The 15,605-nt window shown below is 47.2% G+C and carries 14 protein-coding genes; 9 read left to right on the plus strand and 5 right to left on the minus strand.

The features are described from left to right. Positions 1-63: 63 nt before the first annotated feature. Positions 64-606 carry an AAA family ATPase gene (locus RXX31_RS18195; RefSeq protein ID WP_317591107.1) on the plus strand — a complete coding sequence of 181 codons (543 nt, stop codon included), beginning with the start codon at positions 64-66 and terminating at the stop codon, positions 604-606. A 41-nt stretch (positions 607-647) separates the two neighbouring features. Here the strand turns inward: RXX31_RS18195 and RXX31_RS18200 are convergent, their stop codons facing one another. Next, positions 648-1,289 (minus strand): DUF2959 domain-containing protein, encoded by a 642-nt coding sequence (locus tag RXX31_RS18200; RefSeq protein WP_317591109.1) that lies wholly within the window; start codon positions 1,287-1,289, stop codon positions 648-650. Between the two features lie 34 nt (positions 1,290-1,323). Between RXX31_RS18200 and RXX31_RS18205 the strand changes: the two genes are divergently transcribed. The 3 genes from RXX31_RS18205 (at position 1,324) to RXX31_RS18215 (ending at position 3,699) form a co-directional block, all read left to right on the plus strand. Beyond that, positions 1,324-2,268 (plus strand): virulence factor BrkB family protein, encoded by a 945-nt coding sequence (locus tag RXX31_RS18205; RefSeq protein ID WP_317591110.1) that lies wholly within the window; start codon positions 1,324-1,326, stop codon positions 2,266-2,268. Beyond that, positions 2,240-2,674 (plus strand): D-aminoacyl-tRNA deacylase, encoded by a 435-nt coding sequence (dtd, locus tag RXX31_RS18210; RefSeq protein ID WP_317591112.1) that lies wholly within the window; start codon positions 2,240-2,242, stop codon positions 2,672-2,674. The genes RXX31_RS18205 and dtd overlap by 29 nt, the downstream gene beginning before the upstream one ends. 107 nt (positions 2,675-2,781) lie before the next feature. Continuing rightward, positions 2,782-3,699 carry a bifunctional GNAT family N-acetyltransferase/hotdog fold thioesterase gene (locus tag RXX31_RS18215; protein WP_317591114.1) on the plus strand — a complete coding sequence of 306 codons (918 nt, stop codon included), beginning with the start codon at positions 2,782-2,784 and terminating at the stop codon, positions 3,697-3,699. Here RXX31_RS18215 and RXX31_RS18220 read toward each other — a convergent pair. The 4 genes from RXX31_RS18220 to hslR all read right to left on the minus strand — a co-directional run bounded on the left by RXX31_RS18220 (position 3,685) and on the right by hslR (position 9,152). Next, the gene (locus tag RXX31_RS18220; protein ID WP_317591115.1) at positions 3,685-5,748 is read right to left on the minus strand and encodes an AsmA family protein; all 2,064 of its coding nucleotides are present in this window, start codon (positions 5,746-5,748) and stop codon (positions 3,685-3,687) included. The genes RXX31_RS18215 and RXX31_RS18220 overlap by 15 nt on opposite strands. A 144-nt stretch (positions 5,749-5,892) precedes the next feature. Then, on the minus strand, positions 5,893-7,521 hold the full coding sequence (gene pckA / locus RXX31_RS18225; RefSeq protein ID WP_317591117.1) for a phosphoenolpyruvate carboxykinase (ATP): 1,629 nt from the start codon (positions 7,519-7,521) through the stop codon (positions 5,893-5,895). A 336-nt stretch (positions 7,522-7,857) separates the two neighbouring features. Next, entirely contained in the window at positions 7,858-8,733 is an 876-nt protein-coding gene (gene hslO / locus RXX31_RS18230) for an Hsp33 family molecular chaperone HslO (protein WP_317591119.1), read from the minus strand. A gap of 32 nt (positions 8,734-8,765) precedes the next feature. Then, positions 8,766-9,152, minus strand: coding sequence for a ribosome-associated heat shock protein Hsp15 (hslR, locus tag RXX31_RS18235; RefSeq protein ID WP_317591120.1), 387 nt, complete (start codon positions 9,150-9,152; stop codon positions 8,766-8,768). A gap of 252 nt (positions 9,153-9,404) precedes the next feature. Here hslR and gspC point away from each other — a divergent pair, with 252 nt between their 5' ends. From gspC to gspG, 5 genes are read left to right on the plus strand one after another with little or no spacing between them, the layout of a single operon-like run. Beyond that, positions 9,405-10,322, plus strand: a complete 918-nt coding sequence (gspC, locus tag RXX31_RS18240) for a type II secretion system protein GspC (RefSeq protein ID WP_317591122.1) — start codon at positions 9,405-9,407, stop codon at positions 10,320-10,322. 36 nt (positions 10,323-10,358) lie between these two features. Beyond that, positions 10,359-12,377, plus strand: a complete 2,019-nt coding sequence (gene gspD, locus RXX31_RS18245) for a type II secretion system secretin GspD (RefSeq protein WP_317591124.1) — start codon at positions 10,359-10,361, stop codon at positions 12,375-12,377. Further along, on the plus strand, positions 12,377-13,879 hold the full coding sequence (gene gspE / locus RXX31_RS18250; protein WP_317591126.1) for a type II secretion system ATPase GspE: 1,503 nt from the start codon (positions 12,377-12,379) through the stop codon (positions 13,877-13,879). The genes gspD and gspE overlap by 1 nt, the downstream gene beginning before the upstream one ends. Further along, on the plus strand, positions 13,879-15,096 hold the full coding sequence (gene gspF / locus RXX31_RS18255) for a type II secretion system inner membrane protein GspF (protein ID WP_317591128.1): 1,218 nt from the start codon (positions 13,879-13,881) through the stop codon (positions 15,094-15,096). Before gspE ends, gspF begins: the two co-directional genes overlap by 1 nt. A 60-nt stretch (positions 15,097-15,156) precedes the next feature. Next, entirely contained in the window at positions 15,157-15,600 is a 444-nt protein-coding gene (gene gspG, locus RXX31_RS18260) for a type II secretion system major pseudopilin GspG (RefSeq protein WP_317591129.1), read from the plus strand. The last annotated feature ends 5 nt before the right edge of the window (positions 15,601-15,605 follow it).

The raw sequence follows: 15,605 nt of genomic DNA on the forward strand, positions 1-15,605 counted from the left end.
AGTAATTAGGAAGCCCCGGGTTATGCCCGGGGCTTTTTGTATTAAAGGGAAAGGAAAGCTGCAATGAAGCCAATAGTGATTACTGGTGGGCCAGGGGCCGGCAAAACGACGTTATTGAACGCTTTAGGCGATCTGGGCTATGCGACCTTTGCGGAAGGCTCACGCACCATAATAGAGCAACAAAGTCAGATGGAAGAGGGGATCTTGCCCTGGAACCACTTACCTGAGTTTGCCAGATTGTGTCTTCAGCTGATGAGTGAGCAGAAACAGCAGGCGCAGAATCATCAAGTGGCGTTTGTCGATCGCGCCATTCCAGACATTATTGCTTATCTGCGAGTGGGCGGCTGTGATGTTGACTCAGAGTTTGTGACGGCAAGCACTGGGTACCATAGTCAGGTGCTGACTTGTCGACCTGAAGCCTCGATCTATGTGCAAGATGAGGTGCGTCCTCACAGCTTTGAAGAGGCGATAGATATCCATCAAACTCTAGTCGACACCTACATCCAGCTCGGTTATGAGGTGATCGAGGTACCATGGGGAACGGTAGAAGAAAGGCTGAGGTTTGTTCAAGGAGTGACCAGTTTAGTCTGTCAGGAAGAGCGTTAACACCCCCCCCCAAGATGGAAGAGGTGTTAAGTGTCGAACCGTTATTTCTGATTCAGCTTATTGAGGAATTTGTCTGATTCAGCTATCGCTGCATTCATCTGCTTGATCGCGTATTGAATGTCTTGCTCTAGACTTGAGAATTCGCCTTGCAACGAGCCAATCGCGCTCGCATTTAGGTTATGCTTTAGATACAAAGTGTTATCACGCAAGGTGTTCAGTACTGGTGTCATCTTTTGCTCGGCACGCTTCATGGCGCTAAGCATAGTCTTATAGGATGCTTTGGTTTCACGCAGCTTCTGTTCACTTGAACGACGCAGTTTTGCGCTGGTGTACAGATCGAGCTCATCCTGCCATTCATCAAACAGGGCATCAGACACATCTTCTATGGCAGCGATGCGATCGCGAACATCTTGAGCCGCTTTCTCACTGTCTTCATATTTGTCGTTTATGTTGTTGTAAACACTTTCCAGCTCACCACCATCAAAGTTGGTCAGAGCGGATAGGGCCTCAAGCGCACTGGTGAACTCTTCCTGAGCGTCTTGTTGAGATTCTTTGGCATCTTCAACACGATCGACCATGATGTCGCGTTTGTGGTATCCCACTTGCTCCATTGCAGAGTAATAAGCCGATTGACACCCTGTTAAAGTGAAAATTGATAGTACAATTGCTAATAAATAAGGCATTCTTATGTCCTCGACGCTAATTATGGGATGAACTATGAACCAGTTATCAGAGAGTTACAAGGCGAGATTGAGCAATCTATTGCCAAGTTGCGTCGCTTTCTTTAAGTATCTTCTTAAGCGTTTGACGCACGATCGCATGAATGTGAACGCCGGCTACCTTGCTTATATCACCCTGCTGTCCATCGTGCCGATGCTAACGGTATTGTTATCAATATTATCGAAATTTCCGGTGTTTGCGAATGTTGGTGACGTGTTGCAAGGGTATCTCATCGAGAATTTTGTGCCCGCGTCTGGAGAGGCGGTAAATACGGCTCTGCAAGAGTTTGTGTCCAATACCGGAAAAATGAGTGCGGTTGGCGGTGGATTTTTATTTGTCGCGGCACTGATGCTGATCTCTAATATTGATAAAAACCTCAACTATATATGGCGAGTAAAAGACAAACGTCGCTTCGTCTTTTCCTTCTCAATGTACTGGATGGTATTAACGCTCGGGCCAATTATGGTCGGCGCCAGTATTGCCGCCACGTCTTATGTAACATCACTTCAGATCCTGGATCACGAAACCTTATCGGGTGCGTTTAACCTGTTTTTGCGTTGGTTACCTTTATTACTGTCTTTCTTTGCTTTTTTAGGCCTGTATATCTTAGTGCCAAACAAAAAAGTATACCTGAGCCATGGGGCTGTGGGAGCCGCGCTGGCCGCGGTATTATTTGAACTGAGTAAAAAAGGCTTCGCTTTGTATATTACTCAGTTCCCGTCGTACCAGCTTATCTATGGTGCGCTGGCCGCGATTCCTATTCTGTTTGTTTGGGTGTACTTGTGCTGGATGATTGTACTGTTAGGGGCGGAAGTGACGGCAGCGATGGGTGAACGAGAGCACTGGAGTGAAGACCTAGACATGATACACTCGGTCGCGGAATCTCAGTTAACAAATAAAGGAAACGAGCGTAGTGATAGCTCTAATTCAACGAGTCAGTGAAGCCGCCGTCCGTGTTGACGGTGAAGTGGTTGGTGAAATCGATAAGGGTCTGCTTGTTCTGCTTGGTGTCGAGAAGGACGACGATGAAGCTAAGGCTAAGCGTTTAATGGAGCGTGTCACCACCTACCGTGTGTTTGAAGACGAAGAAGGAAAAATGAACCTCAACGTCAAACAGGTGGAAGGTAAGGTGTTAGTGGTTTCGCAATTTACCTTGCCTGCCGACACCAAAAAAGGGACACGCGCCGGGTTTTCGCGTGGCGCACACCCAGCAGATGCTGAACGTCTGTATGATTACTTCTCTGACCTATGTGAACAGGTCCTGCCAACCCAGCGTGGCCGTTTCGCTGCCGATATGAAAGTGTCATTAATTAATGACGGCCCAGTGACTTTCTGGTTACAGGTCTAATCTGGTAACACAATCTTCATGGTCTAAGCTTTAACTCCAGGCACATGGAATTGGCTTGGCGTTATTTTCTCTGACATTTATTTGTTTAGTTCTTTCAAAGGAATGATATGTTCAAACTCATTACTCCAAAAACCGAAAATCAGCTTAACAAGTATTATCAGTTCCGCTGGCAGATGTTGCGTGAGCCTTGGCGAATGCCGATCGGGTCGGAACGCGACGAATATGATGGTATGAGCCACCATCGCATGATTGTGGATGGTCGTGGCAGGCCAATGGCGATTGGGCGTTTGTATATTACGCCAGATAATGATGGCCAGATTCGCTATATGGCGGTAAAAAGTAATCGTCGTAGTAAAGGCATGGGTTCATTAGTGTTAGTCGCACTCGAATCACTCGCGCGCCAGGAAGGTGCGAAACGCTTGGTATGTAATGCCCGTGAAGATGCGATTGCCTTCTATGAGAAAAGTGGTTTTGAGCGTCGTGGTGAGTTGACTGATGAGCGAGGCCCGGTTCGTCACCAGCAAATGGTGAAACCTCTTGACCCGATGGCCAATGTTCTTCGACGCCCTGAATGGTGCACTGAACTCCAGAAGCGTTGGGAAGAGCAGATCCCGATCAGTGACAAGATGGGGATTAAAATTAATCAGTACACAGGCTATCAGTTTGAATGCAGCGCACAATTGAACCCGAACCTAAACCCTCATAATACGATGTTTGCGGGCTCTGCTTTTACCTTGGCGACATTGACAGGGTGGGGAATGACCTGGCTGCTGCTTAAAGAGCGTGGTCTGCATGGTGATATTGTTCTCGCGGATAGCTCAATTCGTTATCGCCAGCCCGTTGAACAAAACCCGGTGGCCAGTACCTCGCTTGATGGCATTAGTGGCGATTTAGACCGTCTGGAGTCGGGCCGTAAAGCGCGTATTGTCATTCATGTAGTGATTTATAGTGGAGACACTCCGGCCGTCGATTTTGTCGGAACCTATATGCTGATACCTAATTACTCAAAACTACTCAGTTGCTAGCGTTTCGTCGCTGGCAACATCCGTTACTGTCGGCTCATCTTCTTCTACTATTTCTTCAACAAACTCTTCTTCCTGCAGCTCCAGATTGATTTCTGCAATAGGGGCTGCAGGCTCGGTAGCTTCTTGCTTTGATTCCGGTTTTACGGGGTTATCATCCGGCTGTACGATTTGGTTTTCTTTAGATTTGATGCACTCATTCGTTGCGGGTTCATGGCTGAAAAGGTCTCCAGTAATGAAGCCGCATGGCTCTTGCAGTTGATACTCGATCCCGCTTATCGGGTTGTTGGCCAGATCGAAGGCGCCCGATAGTTTCCCTTTGATTGCGTTGCCTGAAATAGTGATTGGCTTTAGAACGACTTCGCCACGCTGTGCTTGCACACGGATGGGGGACAGTATGATGGATTTCAGTGACTGGTCAGCTTGTGAGCGTAAGGTTGTGTCGCGTAAGTTGGCTTCGACATCACCGGTTAGGCTGTACGCCAGCATATTACGATCCCCTGCCAGGCCTTTGAGGTCAAGGTTGAGGTCGGAAAAGCCTTCAATGGCTAATGCATCAGGTAGATATGAGTGGAACAGCAGTAAAGGGATGCCATCGGCATTTAAGTTTAGTGTCCATGGCTGGCTGGTGGTACTGACATCAATTTGCCCGTAACCTTCGATATAGCCTTGCTCCAATGGCGCAAACAGGCGAGTCAATTGCCAAAGCCCCTCGTCGCTCTGCGTTGAAAGCGCAGCATGGGAGGCAAGCACCTGATCGTAACTGGCATTGACCACACTAACGTCCAGATCTCCATCCCAAATCGCCCAGCGTTTCCCTAATCGTTTGATTTCGAGGTGACGCCCTTCTAAGTTCAGACCTGAAACCTGCCAATAGGGCTGCTGTGATATTTGTATGATTTGGCTGTGTTCAATATCGAGCTGGTTTATCGCGACTTCTTTTAGCTCATTAGTTGCGGCTTGCCACCAATCGGAGCTTTCTTCTGGCTGCATGGTCCATTTTAGACCCTGGATTGAGGCCGTTTCTATCTGCCATCGCGTTGGCTGGAACTGACCCGAAACCTGAACACGACCTTGTTGCCAGTCTAGGTAGAGCTCTTTCAGCTCGATCTGATCGGGTGTCATTGCGGCATTTAAGCGGGGTTCTATTGCGGTTTGTTCCTGAAAGCGGACACTATCGGCCTGCAGAGAAAGCTGCGCCTTTGTTTGCCAAAGTGAGAGAGGAAGTGAGGCATCTTCCAGCGAAAGTTCTAAGTTTTGCCAATGCCAGTCTCCCCACTCAATATCCGCATTGAGCAAGTCTAAGCTATTAATGTGATTGATCTTAAATGGTATTTCTTGCCATGGTTTAGCAAGCAGCGATTGCAGCTGGGTGTTGTTCATCTTTAGTTTGTCGACGGTAACATTGACTAAAGACCAGCCTTGAGGATATTGCTCACCCTGACCAGACACCTGACTGCCTCGCCATTTAAATGATGAGCCGTAGAGTGTGCTGTTTTCAGGGCGATAATCCACATCAAGCAAGACATTATCTATAGCTTCACCGTTCCAGTATATTTGAGCCGCAGATAGCTGGATCTCACCATAAGGTATTACATACGGACTGTTACGCCAGAGTGGTGACTGAACTTGAACATTTAACCCATTGATCACTAACTGGTCGTTGGCGTAGTCGAGATTTTTCACTGCCACTTGGTGGAACTGCACAGACTCCAGGTTGGGTACGTCAGGGAGTCCTTTTTGTAAACTCACACCATTGATCAGCAAGCTATCAACAATCCATTTACCATCTCGACGTACATCCGGGTTCAGCCACACATCGATTTGTTCGATGGTAGAAATGTGTTCGTTTTTAGTACGAATGCCTTGCGCAGTAAGATGATAAGGAAAGTCGTAGTAAACCTTTTCTGCCTCAATCGGCAAGTTCAGATGTTCTGAAATCAGGTCCCAGGTCTGGTTCGCATAGGAGGTGGTAAGCAGCGCAATAACGGTTGCTGGGATAGCAATCAATAATACAAGTAACAGAATTAGAATTCGAAGCGCTGTTTTCATCCTTGCCAGAACCTGCGTAAAAGTAGGGAAGTCTGCATTAGCTTGTATCAATCTTAGGCGGGATTCAATAAAAAGCCCCTCAAAAGAGGGGCTTGTAGAATATTTTGGTAACCAAGTCACTCTCGACCGGGTTTTGGCACAACATTAGTCAAGCTGTGGACCAGCAGCAACCAGAGATTTACCTTCTGCGTTGTCTGTGTATTTATCAAAGTTATTGATAAAGCGTTCTGCCAGATCTTTCGCTTTGCTTTCCCACTGTAGTGGATCAGTGTAAGTTTCACGTGGATCAAGAATACTTTGATCGACACCTGGTAGCGAAGTTGGCACTTCAAGGTTGAAGATTGGGATTTGCTTGGTTGGCGCATCTTCAATTGAGCCGTCTAGGATTGCATCAATGATGCCGCGCGTATCCTGAATAGAGATACGTTTACCGCTACCGTTCCAGCCCGTGTTGACCAGATAAGCTTCTGCGCCAGCGGCTTCCATACGCTTAACCAGTACTTCTGCATACTTAGTTGGGTGCAGGGTTAGGAACGCTGCGCCAAAACATGCGGAGAAGGTTGGCGTTGGTTCAGTGATACCACGCTCTGTACCTGCCAGTTTGGCAGTAAAGCCAGATAGGAAGTGGTACTTGGTTTGCTCTGGAGTTAGTTTCGATACTGGAGGGAGCACACCAAATGCGTCAGCAGAAAGGAAGATCACTTTATTCGCATGACCGCCTTTCGATACTGGCTTGACGATGTTTTCAATGTGGTAAAGCGGGTAAGAAACACGAGTGTTCTCTGTCTTAGAACCATCATCAAAGTCGATAGAGCCATCATTACGTACCGTTACGTTTTCTAGCAGCGCATCGCGACGGATAGCGTTGTAGATATCTGGTTCTGCTTCTTTCGATAGTTTGATGGTTTTCGCGTAACAGCCACCTTCAAAGTTGAACACGCCGTCGTCATCCCAGCCGTGCTCATCGTCACCGATAAGAGCGCGTTTAGGGTCAGTTGAAAGCGTTGTTTTACCTGTACCAGACAAACCAAAGAAGACGGCAACATCGCCTTTTTCGCCCATGTTCGCGCTACAGTGCATAGAGGCGATGTCTTTCAGCGGAAGGAAGTAGTTCATCATCGCGAACATACCTTTCTTCATCTCGCCGCCGTACCAAGTACCGCCGATAAGCTGCATGCGTTCAGTCAAGTTGAACACAGTGAAGTTTTCAGAGTTAAGGCCTTGTTCTTCCCATTTCGGGTTAGTGCATTTCGCGCCGTTCATGACCACGAAATCGGGTTCAAACGTTGCTAGTTCTTCTTCTGTAGGGCGAATAAACATGTTTTTCACGAAGTGTGCTTGCCATGCCACTTCTGTGATAACACGAATGCTTAGGCGAGTATCAGGGTTTGCACCACAGTAACCGTCAATCACAAACAGGCGTTTGCCAGAGAGTTGCTCTGTCACCAAATCTTTTAGTTCGTTCCAAACTTCCTGGTTGATTGGCTTGTTGTCATTTTTTACTGCGTCAGAAGTCCACCACATGTTTTCTTCTGTCGTTGCATCTTTCACGATGTATTTATCTTTTGGTGAGCGACCAGTAAAGATGCCTGTATCAACGGCAACGGCACCCAATTCAGTAACCACACCGCGTTCATAACCGGTTAGTTCTTCACGCGTTTCTTCCTCAAACAGCACTTCGTAGCTTGGGTTACGAAGAACCTCTTTTACGTTGTGCAGTCCGTGTCTGGTTAGATCAAGTGTTGCAGCCTTAGTATGTTCCATAACGGTCATAGGTGCTCCTTATAAGGATTTTGTAGGGATTTTGTAAGAATGTTTTAATTTTTGTCTGCTCACCATGCTAGCAACGGGACAGGGAGAAAACAGGGATATAGTTCAAAATTTATCCATGATTTTACTGGGGTTTTAGGTAACCCGTCACATATTGGTTGGAATAGTTTATCGTGCGCGCAAACCTTTACGCTAGGGCAAAATGATTATTAATCACTTAAAATTAAGCGGTTATTTTATTACGTTAAAAGCTAGGGTTTACGGGGGGTGGGTCACAAAAAAGCCAGCATTAAGCTGGCCTTTTGTAGGGGAAATTACGTGCTTGGTAAGCTATGAGAATTAATGCAGCGTTTTATTCTCTGATGAAGCCTGTGCGTAGAGCTCAGCGATATCGGATTCATCAAACGTATAGGTAGTGCCGCAGTAATCACAATGTAAAGAAACGGATCCAACCTCGGCCAAAATGTCATAAATTTCGGTTTTCTCAACTGTGATGATTGCTGCGCCGCTGCGTTCACGAGAACAGCCGCACTGGAATGACACTGGTTGTGGTTCGTAAAGGCGGACTTTATCTTGGTTGTAGAGGCGGTAAAGTAGCTCGTTGGCTTCTAAACTGAACAGCTCTTCGTCTTTGACGGTATCCGTCAGTTGCTCTAGATGTTCAAAATCATCAGGAGAGCCAGTACCGTCAGGCATCACCTGAATCAGCATACCTGCAGCATGCGGTTTACCTTCGAATTCGCCCGTGCGGATCCAAAGACGTGTTTTTAGCTGCTCAGAGTTTGCGAAGTAGCCTTCCAGAACTTCGGCCAGGTTGTCACCTTCTAAGCCAACCACACCCTGGTAACGCTCGCCGACTTTCGGTTCAATCGTGATCACCATGTGACCTTTACCCATCATATCGTGAAGGCTAGCGTCATCGGCAATATCGCCTTCCCAGCGAGCAACACCACGAATTCTCTGTTTGTGGTCGCCATTGATGACGGCAAGAGAAACCGGACCGTCACCTTGTAGCTGAATTGTGATTGAGCCTTCGAACTTAAGCGTTGCGGTTAAAAGTGTGGTTGATACGAGTAGCTCGCCCAACAGTTTTTGTACTGCTGCCGGATATTCCTTGCTGGATATAATACGCTGGTACGCTTCATCCAATTGTACCAACTCGCCACGAACTGAAAGGTCTTCAAATAGGTAGCGGTTTAAAACATTATTTGCCATGGAGTGATTTCCTCGTTGGTATTCCGGCTTTTTTACTGGTGTTTGAACTTAATGATGTCTCGGCGCTGCTTCTTATCAGGGCGGCGGTCCGGACTTGGGTTGTGGGCATTAAGTTTACGTTGTGTCGCGTGTTCCTCACGTTTCGCTATACTTTCATTAGTTTCACGATACAGAGTCTGTGCGATTGGTGCGCCTCTACGCTGATCAGAGATTTTCTCGATGATCACCGTTTTCTCTTCATTACCTTGACGAAGTTTAATTTCGGCGCCCAGTTCAACGATTTTACTCGGTTTGCTTCGTTGGCCATTATAGTGGACTTTACCGCCATCGACCATGTTACGAGCGATGGAGCGGGTTTTATAAAATCTGGCGGCCCAAAGCCATTTATCTAGCCTGACGGCTTCATTAAGGGAACTCATAGAACACTACGCTATCTAAGCACTGACATTTACATCAGTGAGTGATGGATTATTCACCTGAAGATGGAGCCAAGGTCTATTTTTTTCAAGGGAGTTGGCAAAAACTTGAAGAAGAAAAAGGTAAGCGACATTCGTTATGATATAGTTTACTGCTATTTGTTTATTAGTAATTTTACTGTCATTTTAGAAAGATAGAGTCGATGTTTTTTTATTAACCCGTTCGACCTAACTCGAAAGAAAGGAATCAATTTAGTGAAGCGAATAGAGCTGAGCGCTGGATTATCAAGTAGCCCACTACTGGCTCAGATGAAATCCAACAACTACGCGATTCAAACCAAGCTTAGTTTGCTGTTTACTTGTTTATTTATCGCGCTAGCCGGGTGGCTGCTCGGAAAAATAGTCTGGTTAATGATACCACAAACGTCTGAGATAACTCCTTGGAGACCTTCAGCGGGTACCGTTATTGCTGGCAGTAACAACGACGCGATTGATTTCAATGCCCTTCAAAATGCTCACTTATTTGGCCAATACACGGAACAGAAACCTGTCATCATCGAACAACCCGTTGTCAAAGATGCCCCTAAAACTCGTCTAAACTTAACTCTCGTGGGCGCTGTTGCCAGTAATGAGCTGCAAACCAGCCTAGCGGTAATTGCCAATCGAGGTAAGCAAGCAACCTATGGTATCGGTGAAGAAATCGAAGGCACACGTGCGACACTGAAAGCCGTATTAGTCGATCGAGTGATCATTGAAAACCAAGGCCGTGATGAAACTCTGATGATGCAGGGCATTGAGTACAACAAGTTATCTGAATCGCCACAGTTCAGACAAGCGCAGGCTGTCCAGCAGGAGTCTGGCGTTGGTGACAAATTGGAGCAAATCCGCGAGGAAATCGCTCAAGATCCGAAAAGTGTTTTTAAATACATCAGTATTTCGCCGGTGAAGAATGGTGACGACATTATTGGTTACCGAGTCGCTCCGGGACGCGACGCGGCATTATTTAATGATGTGGGCTTAGAGTCTGGCGATATCGCAGTACAACTAAACGGGATCGACTTAAGTGATCCTTCTTCTTCAGCTGAATTGATGCGAATAATGAGCGATCCGCAAGAGCTGAATCTGACTGTTGAGCGTGAAGGTCAGCAGTACGAAATTTATATCCAATTGTAATACTTAGGCTATCAGCGTAAGTGCAGGGAGACATACGTGAAACATTGGTTAAGCAAAAGTGCTTGGTTATTGGCAGGGAGCCTACTTTGTGCTCCGGGCGCGATAGCAAATGAATTTAGTGCCAGCTTCAAAGGCACGGATATTCAGGAATTTATTAATATTGTTGGTCGCAACTTAGAAAAGACCATCATTGTTGACCCATCGGTGCGCGGAAAAATTGACGTCCGTAGTTATGACGTGCTGAATGAAGAGCAATACTACAGCTTTTTCCTCAACGTACTTGAAGTATACGGCTATGCCGTCGTAGAGATGGACAATGGCGTGCTGAAAGTTATCAAAGCGAAAGACTCGAAGACCTCTGCTATCCCAGTTTTAGGTGATAATAGCGCGCAGGGCGACAGCGTTATCACCCGAGTTGTCGCTGTACGTAATGTATCGGTTCGTGAGTTGTCTCCATTGCTGCGTCAGTTAATCAACAATGCCGGTGCTGGTAACGTGGTTCACTATGACCCGGCCAACATCATCCTGATCACGGGTCGTGCGGCGGTAGTCAATCGCTTGGCAGAAATCATTAAACGTGTTGACCAGGCGGGTGACAAAGATATTGAGTTGGTTGAGCTGCGAAATGCCTCTGCGGCAGAAATGGTGCGTATTGTGGAAGCATTAAACAAAAGCACCAACCAGAAAAGCACGCCAGAATTCCTAGAGCCTAAGATTGTGGCTGATGACCGTACTAACGCGATTCTTATCTCAGGTGACCCGAAAGTTCGTGCTCGTCTGAAGCGTTTAATTCGTCAGCTTGATGTGGAGATGGCGACCAAAGGCAACAACCGAGTGGTCTACCTTAAGAACGCAAAAGCCGAAGATTTGGTCGATGTACTGAAAGGTGTGTCTGATAACCTTCAAGCGGAAAAACAAGCGGGTCAGGGAAGAGCAACCACTCAGCGTGGCGAAGTAGTGATCGCCGCTCACCCTGCGACGAACGCGCTCGTGCTGACTGCACCGCCAGATATCATGATGGCTTTACAAGATGTTATCGCCCAGCTTGATATCCGCCGAGCACAGGTATTGATTGAAGCCTTGATTGTTGAGATGTCGGAAGGTGATGGTATTAACCTTGGCGTTCAATGGGGCTCGTTAGAGACAGGTGCTGTTATTCAATACGGTTCTGGTGCGCAAATCGGCGAAGTTATGGTCGGTTTAGAAGAAGCGGAAGACACCACACGAACAGAAAGCTACTGGGATACGGATTCAAATAGCTGGCAGTCACGTGAGTACACCGAAGAAGGTGATTACTCAACACTGGCATCAGCATTGAGTGGTGTAAACGGCGCCGCGATGAGTATCGTAATGGGTGACTGGACTGCACTGATTAACGCAGTAGCGACGGATTCAAACTCTAATATCCTGTCATCTCCGAGTATTACGGTGATGGATAACGGTGAAGCGTCATTTATTGTTGGTGAGGAAGTGCCGGTTATTACAGGTTCGACGGCTGGCTCAAACAACGACAACCCATTCCAGACTGTTGACCGTAAAGAGGTCGGCATCAAGCTGAAAGTGGTACCACAAATTAACGAGGGTGACTCTGTTCAGCTGAATATTGAACAAGAAGTGTCGAACGTTTTAGGAGCCAATGGCGCAGTTGACGTTCGCTTTGCTAAACGTCAATTAAACACATCCGTTATGGTTCAGGATGGTCAGATGCTTGTACTGGGCGGCTTAGTCGATGAGCGTGCACTTGAAAGTGAAGCCAAAGTTCCATTATTGGGTGATATTCCAGTCCTGGGCCATTTGTTTAAATCAACCAATACGGAAACGCAAAAACGTAACCTGATGGTGTTTATCAAACCAACCATTATCCGTGATGGAATGACAGCGGATGGTATTACTCAGCGTAAGTACAACTTTATTCGTGCAGAGCAGCTATACAAAGCGGAACAAGGTTTGAAGCTGATGTCGGATGATAAGATTCCACTGATGCCTGAGTATGGACAAGATCGTGAACATCCCGCTGAGATCCAGGCATTTCTTGATCAGATGAGTATGAACTAATGGTAGATATGTTAGACACTGCGCCAAGTATGCGTCGTCTGCCATTCAGTTTTGCCAATCGCTTTAAACTGGTGCTGGAGACTGAACATCCTGAGCGCCCGCCAATTCTTTATTATGTTGAGCCGCTTAATCCTGCGGCTCTGGTCGAAGTCCGTCGTGTGATTAAGCAGAGCTTCGTGCCTCAGCCTATCGATCAGGAAGCGTTCGATAAAAAGCTGACTGAAGCGTACCAGCGAGATTCTTCTGAAGCGCGTCAGCTGATGGAAGATATCGGTGCAGATAGCGATGACTTCTTCTCTCTTGCAGAAGAGTTGCCACATGATGAAGATTTGCTCGAATCCGAAGATGACGCCCCAATCATTAAATTGATTAACGCGATGCTGGGAGAGGCAATTAAAGAAGGTGCCTCGGATATTCACATTGAAACGTTTGAGAAAAAGCTCTCTATCCGTTTCCGTGTCGATGGAGTATTGCGTGAAGTCCTGACGCCAAGCCGCAAGCTGGCGCCACTTCTGGTTTCTCGTGTCAAAGTCATGGCCAAACTGGATATTGCAGAAAAACGTGTACCTCAAGATGGCCGTATTTCCTTGCGTATCGGTGGCCGTGCCGTGGATGTACGTGTTTCGACCATGCCGTCATCACACGGTGAGCGTGTGGTAATGCGTCTTCTTGATAAAAACGCCACGCGTCTTGATCTGCACAGCTTAGGTATGACGACCTCGGTGCATGACAATTTCCGTCATCTTATTCAGCGCCCACATGGCATTATCCTGGTTACTGGTCCGACGGGTTCTGGTAAATCCACCACCTTGTATGCTGGCCTGCAAGAAATCAACAGCAACGAGCGTAACATCCTCACGGTAGAAGACCCGATCGAATTTGATATTGATGGTATCGGCCAGACACAGGTCAATACTAAGGTGGACATGACCTTTGCCCGCGGCCTACGCGCAATTTTGCGTCAGGACCCGGATGTGGTGATGGTCGGTGAGATCCGTGACTTAGAGACCGCACAAATTGCCGTGCAAGCGTCTTTGACCGGTCACTTGGTGATGTCGACCCTTCACACCAACACTGCGGTGGGGGCTATTACTCGTCTGCGTGATATGGGTATTGAACCGTTCCTCATTTCTTCTTCACTTCTAGGCGTATTGGCTCAGCGCCTTGTACGTACGCTGTGTCCGGATTGTAAACAGCCTTATGAAGCAGACAGTGAGCAGAAAAAGCTGTTTGGCATGAGTGAAGCTGAATCGTTGGTTTTGCATCGGGCGAAAGGTTGTGAGCTCTGTAATCAGAAAGGCTACCGTGGTCGTACGGGTATTCACGAGTTGGTACTGGTCGATGAGGAAGTGCAAGAACTGATTCATAAAGAAGCCGGTGAACTGGAAATCGAGAAGTCGGTACGTGCGCATACACCTTGTATCCGCAGTGATGGGCTGAGCAAAGTACGTCGTGGTATTACGTCACTTGAAGAAGTGATGCGAGTGACGAAGGAAGCGTAATGGCGGCATTTGAGTACAAAGCGCTGGATGCCAAAGGGAAACAGAAGAAAGGCACCATCGAAGGCGATAATGCACGTCAGGTGCGCCAACGCCTCAAAGAGCAGGGAATGATCCCGATTGAAGTGATGGAAGCCAAGGCAAAAGCGGCCAAATCTTCAGGCTCAGTCAGTTTTAAGCGTGGTATTAAGACTGCAGAGCTAGCCCTGATTACACGTCAGCTGTCGACCTTGGTGCAGTCAGGCATGCCACTGGAAGAATGTTTGCGTGCGGTGTCTGAGCAAGCGGACAAACCACGTATTCGTACCATGATGGCTGCGGTTCGCTCTAAAGTGACCGAAGGTTATGCCTTGGCTGATAGTCTGGCAGACTACCCTCATGTGTTTGATGAGCTGTTTCGCTCGATGGTTGCGGCGGGAGAAAAATCAGGACATTTGGATGCGGTATTGGAGCGTTTGGCAGATTACGTAGAAAATCGTCAAAAAATGCGTTCTAAATTGCTGCAAGCGATGATTTATCCTGTGGTTTTGGTGGTATTCGCGGTTGCTATCGTCTCTTTCTTGCTGGCGACAGTCGTGCCGAAAATCATCGATCCTATTATTCAGATGGGACAAGAACTGCCTCAATCAACCCAAGTTCTTCTGGCAGCCAGTGAGTTTGTTCAGGAGTGGGGGTTGATTATCTTTGTTGTCTTAGTGGTGTTTTTCTATGGTCTAAAACTGGCATTGCAAAAGCCGGATTTCCGCCTTGCCTGGGATAGAAAAATTCTTAACTTGCCGCTGTTAGGTAAGATTTCTAAAGGTATCAACACCGCGAGATTCGCTCGTACACTTTCGATTTGTACTTCCAGCGCCATCCCTATTCTTGACGGGATGCGTGTCGCGGTGGACGTCATGTCGAACCGCTATGTGAAGCAACAGGTGTTGGTGGCTGCGGACAATGTGCGTGAAGGGTCAAGCTTGCGTCGCGCTCTTGATCAGACTCGCCTGTTCCCACCAATGATGTTGCACATGATTGCCAGTGGTGAGCAGAGTGGCGAGCTGGAAAGCATGCTTACTCGTGCCGCGGATAACCAGGACCAGAACTTTGAATCTACCGTCAACATCGCATTGGGTATTTTTACCCCGGTCTTGATTGCATTAATGGCTGGTCTGGTACTGTTCATTGTCATGGCGACCTTGATGCCAATGCTAGAAATGAATAACTTAATGAGCGGATAATATTCAGGTTAAGGAGTGTCTACTAAGGGCATTGCTTGAATCTAACCTTCGGAGAAAAAAATGAACTTTAAGCGCAGTAAACAACGCGGCTTCACACTGTTAGAAGTGATGGTGGTGGTCGTAATTTTAGGTATTTTGGCGAGTTTTGTTGTACCAAATCTACTTGGCAACAAAGAAAAGGCAGACCAACAAAAAGCGATCACCGATATTGTGGCGTTAGAAAATGCCTTGGATATGTACAAATTAGATAACAACGTTTACCCAACCACTGATCAGGGTTTGGATGCATTGGTAAGCAAACCTTCAAACCCTGAGCCACGTAACTACCGTGATGGTGGCTACATTAAGCGTCTGCCTAATGACCCTTGGGGTTATGAGTACCAATACCTGAGCCCGGGCGATAACGGCACCATTGATATCTTTACGCTGGGTGCGGATGGTCAAGAAGGTGGTGAAGGTCCAGCTGCAGATATCGGCAACTGGAATATGCAAGATTTCCAATAACCGTG

It is taken from the genome of Vibrio sp. EA2 (assembly GCF_033042495.1).
In the GTDB taxonomy this organism is placed as follows: Bacteria; Pseudomonadota; Gammaproteobacteria; order Enterobacterales; family Vibrionaceae; genus Vibrio.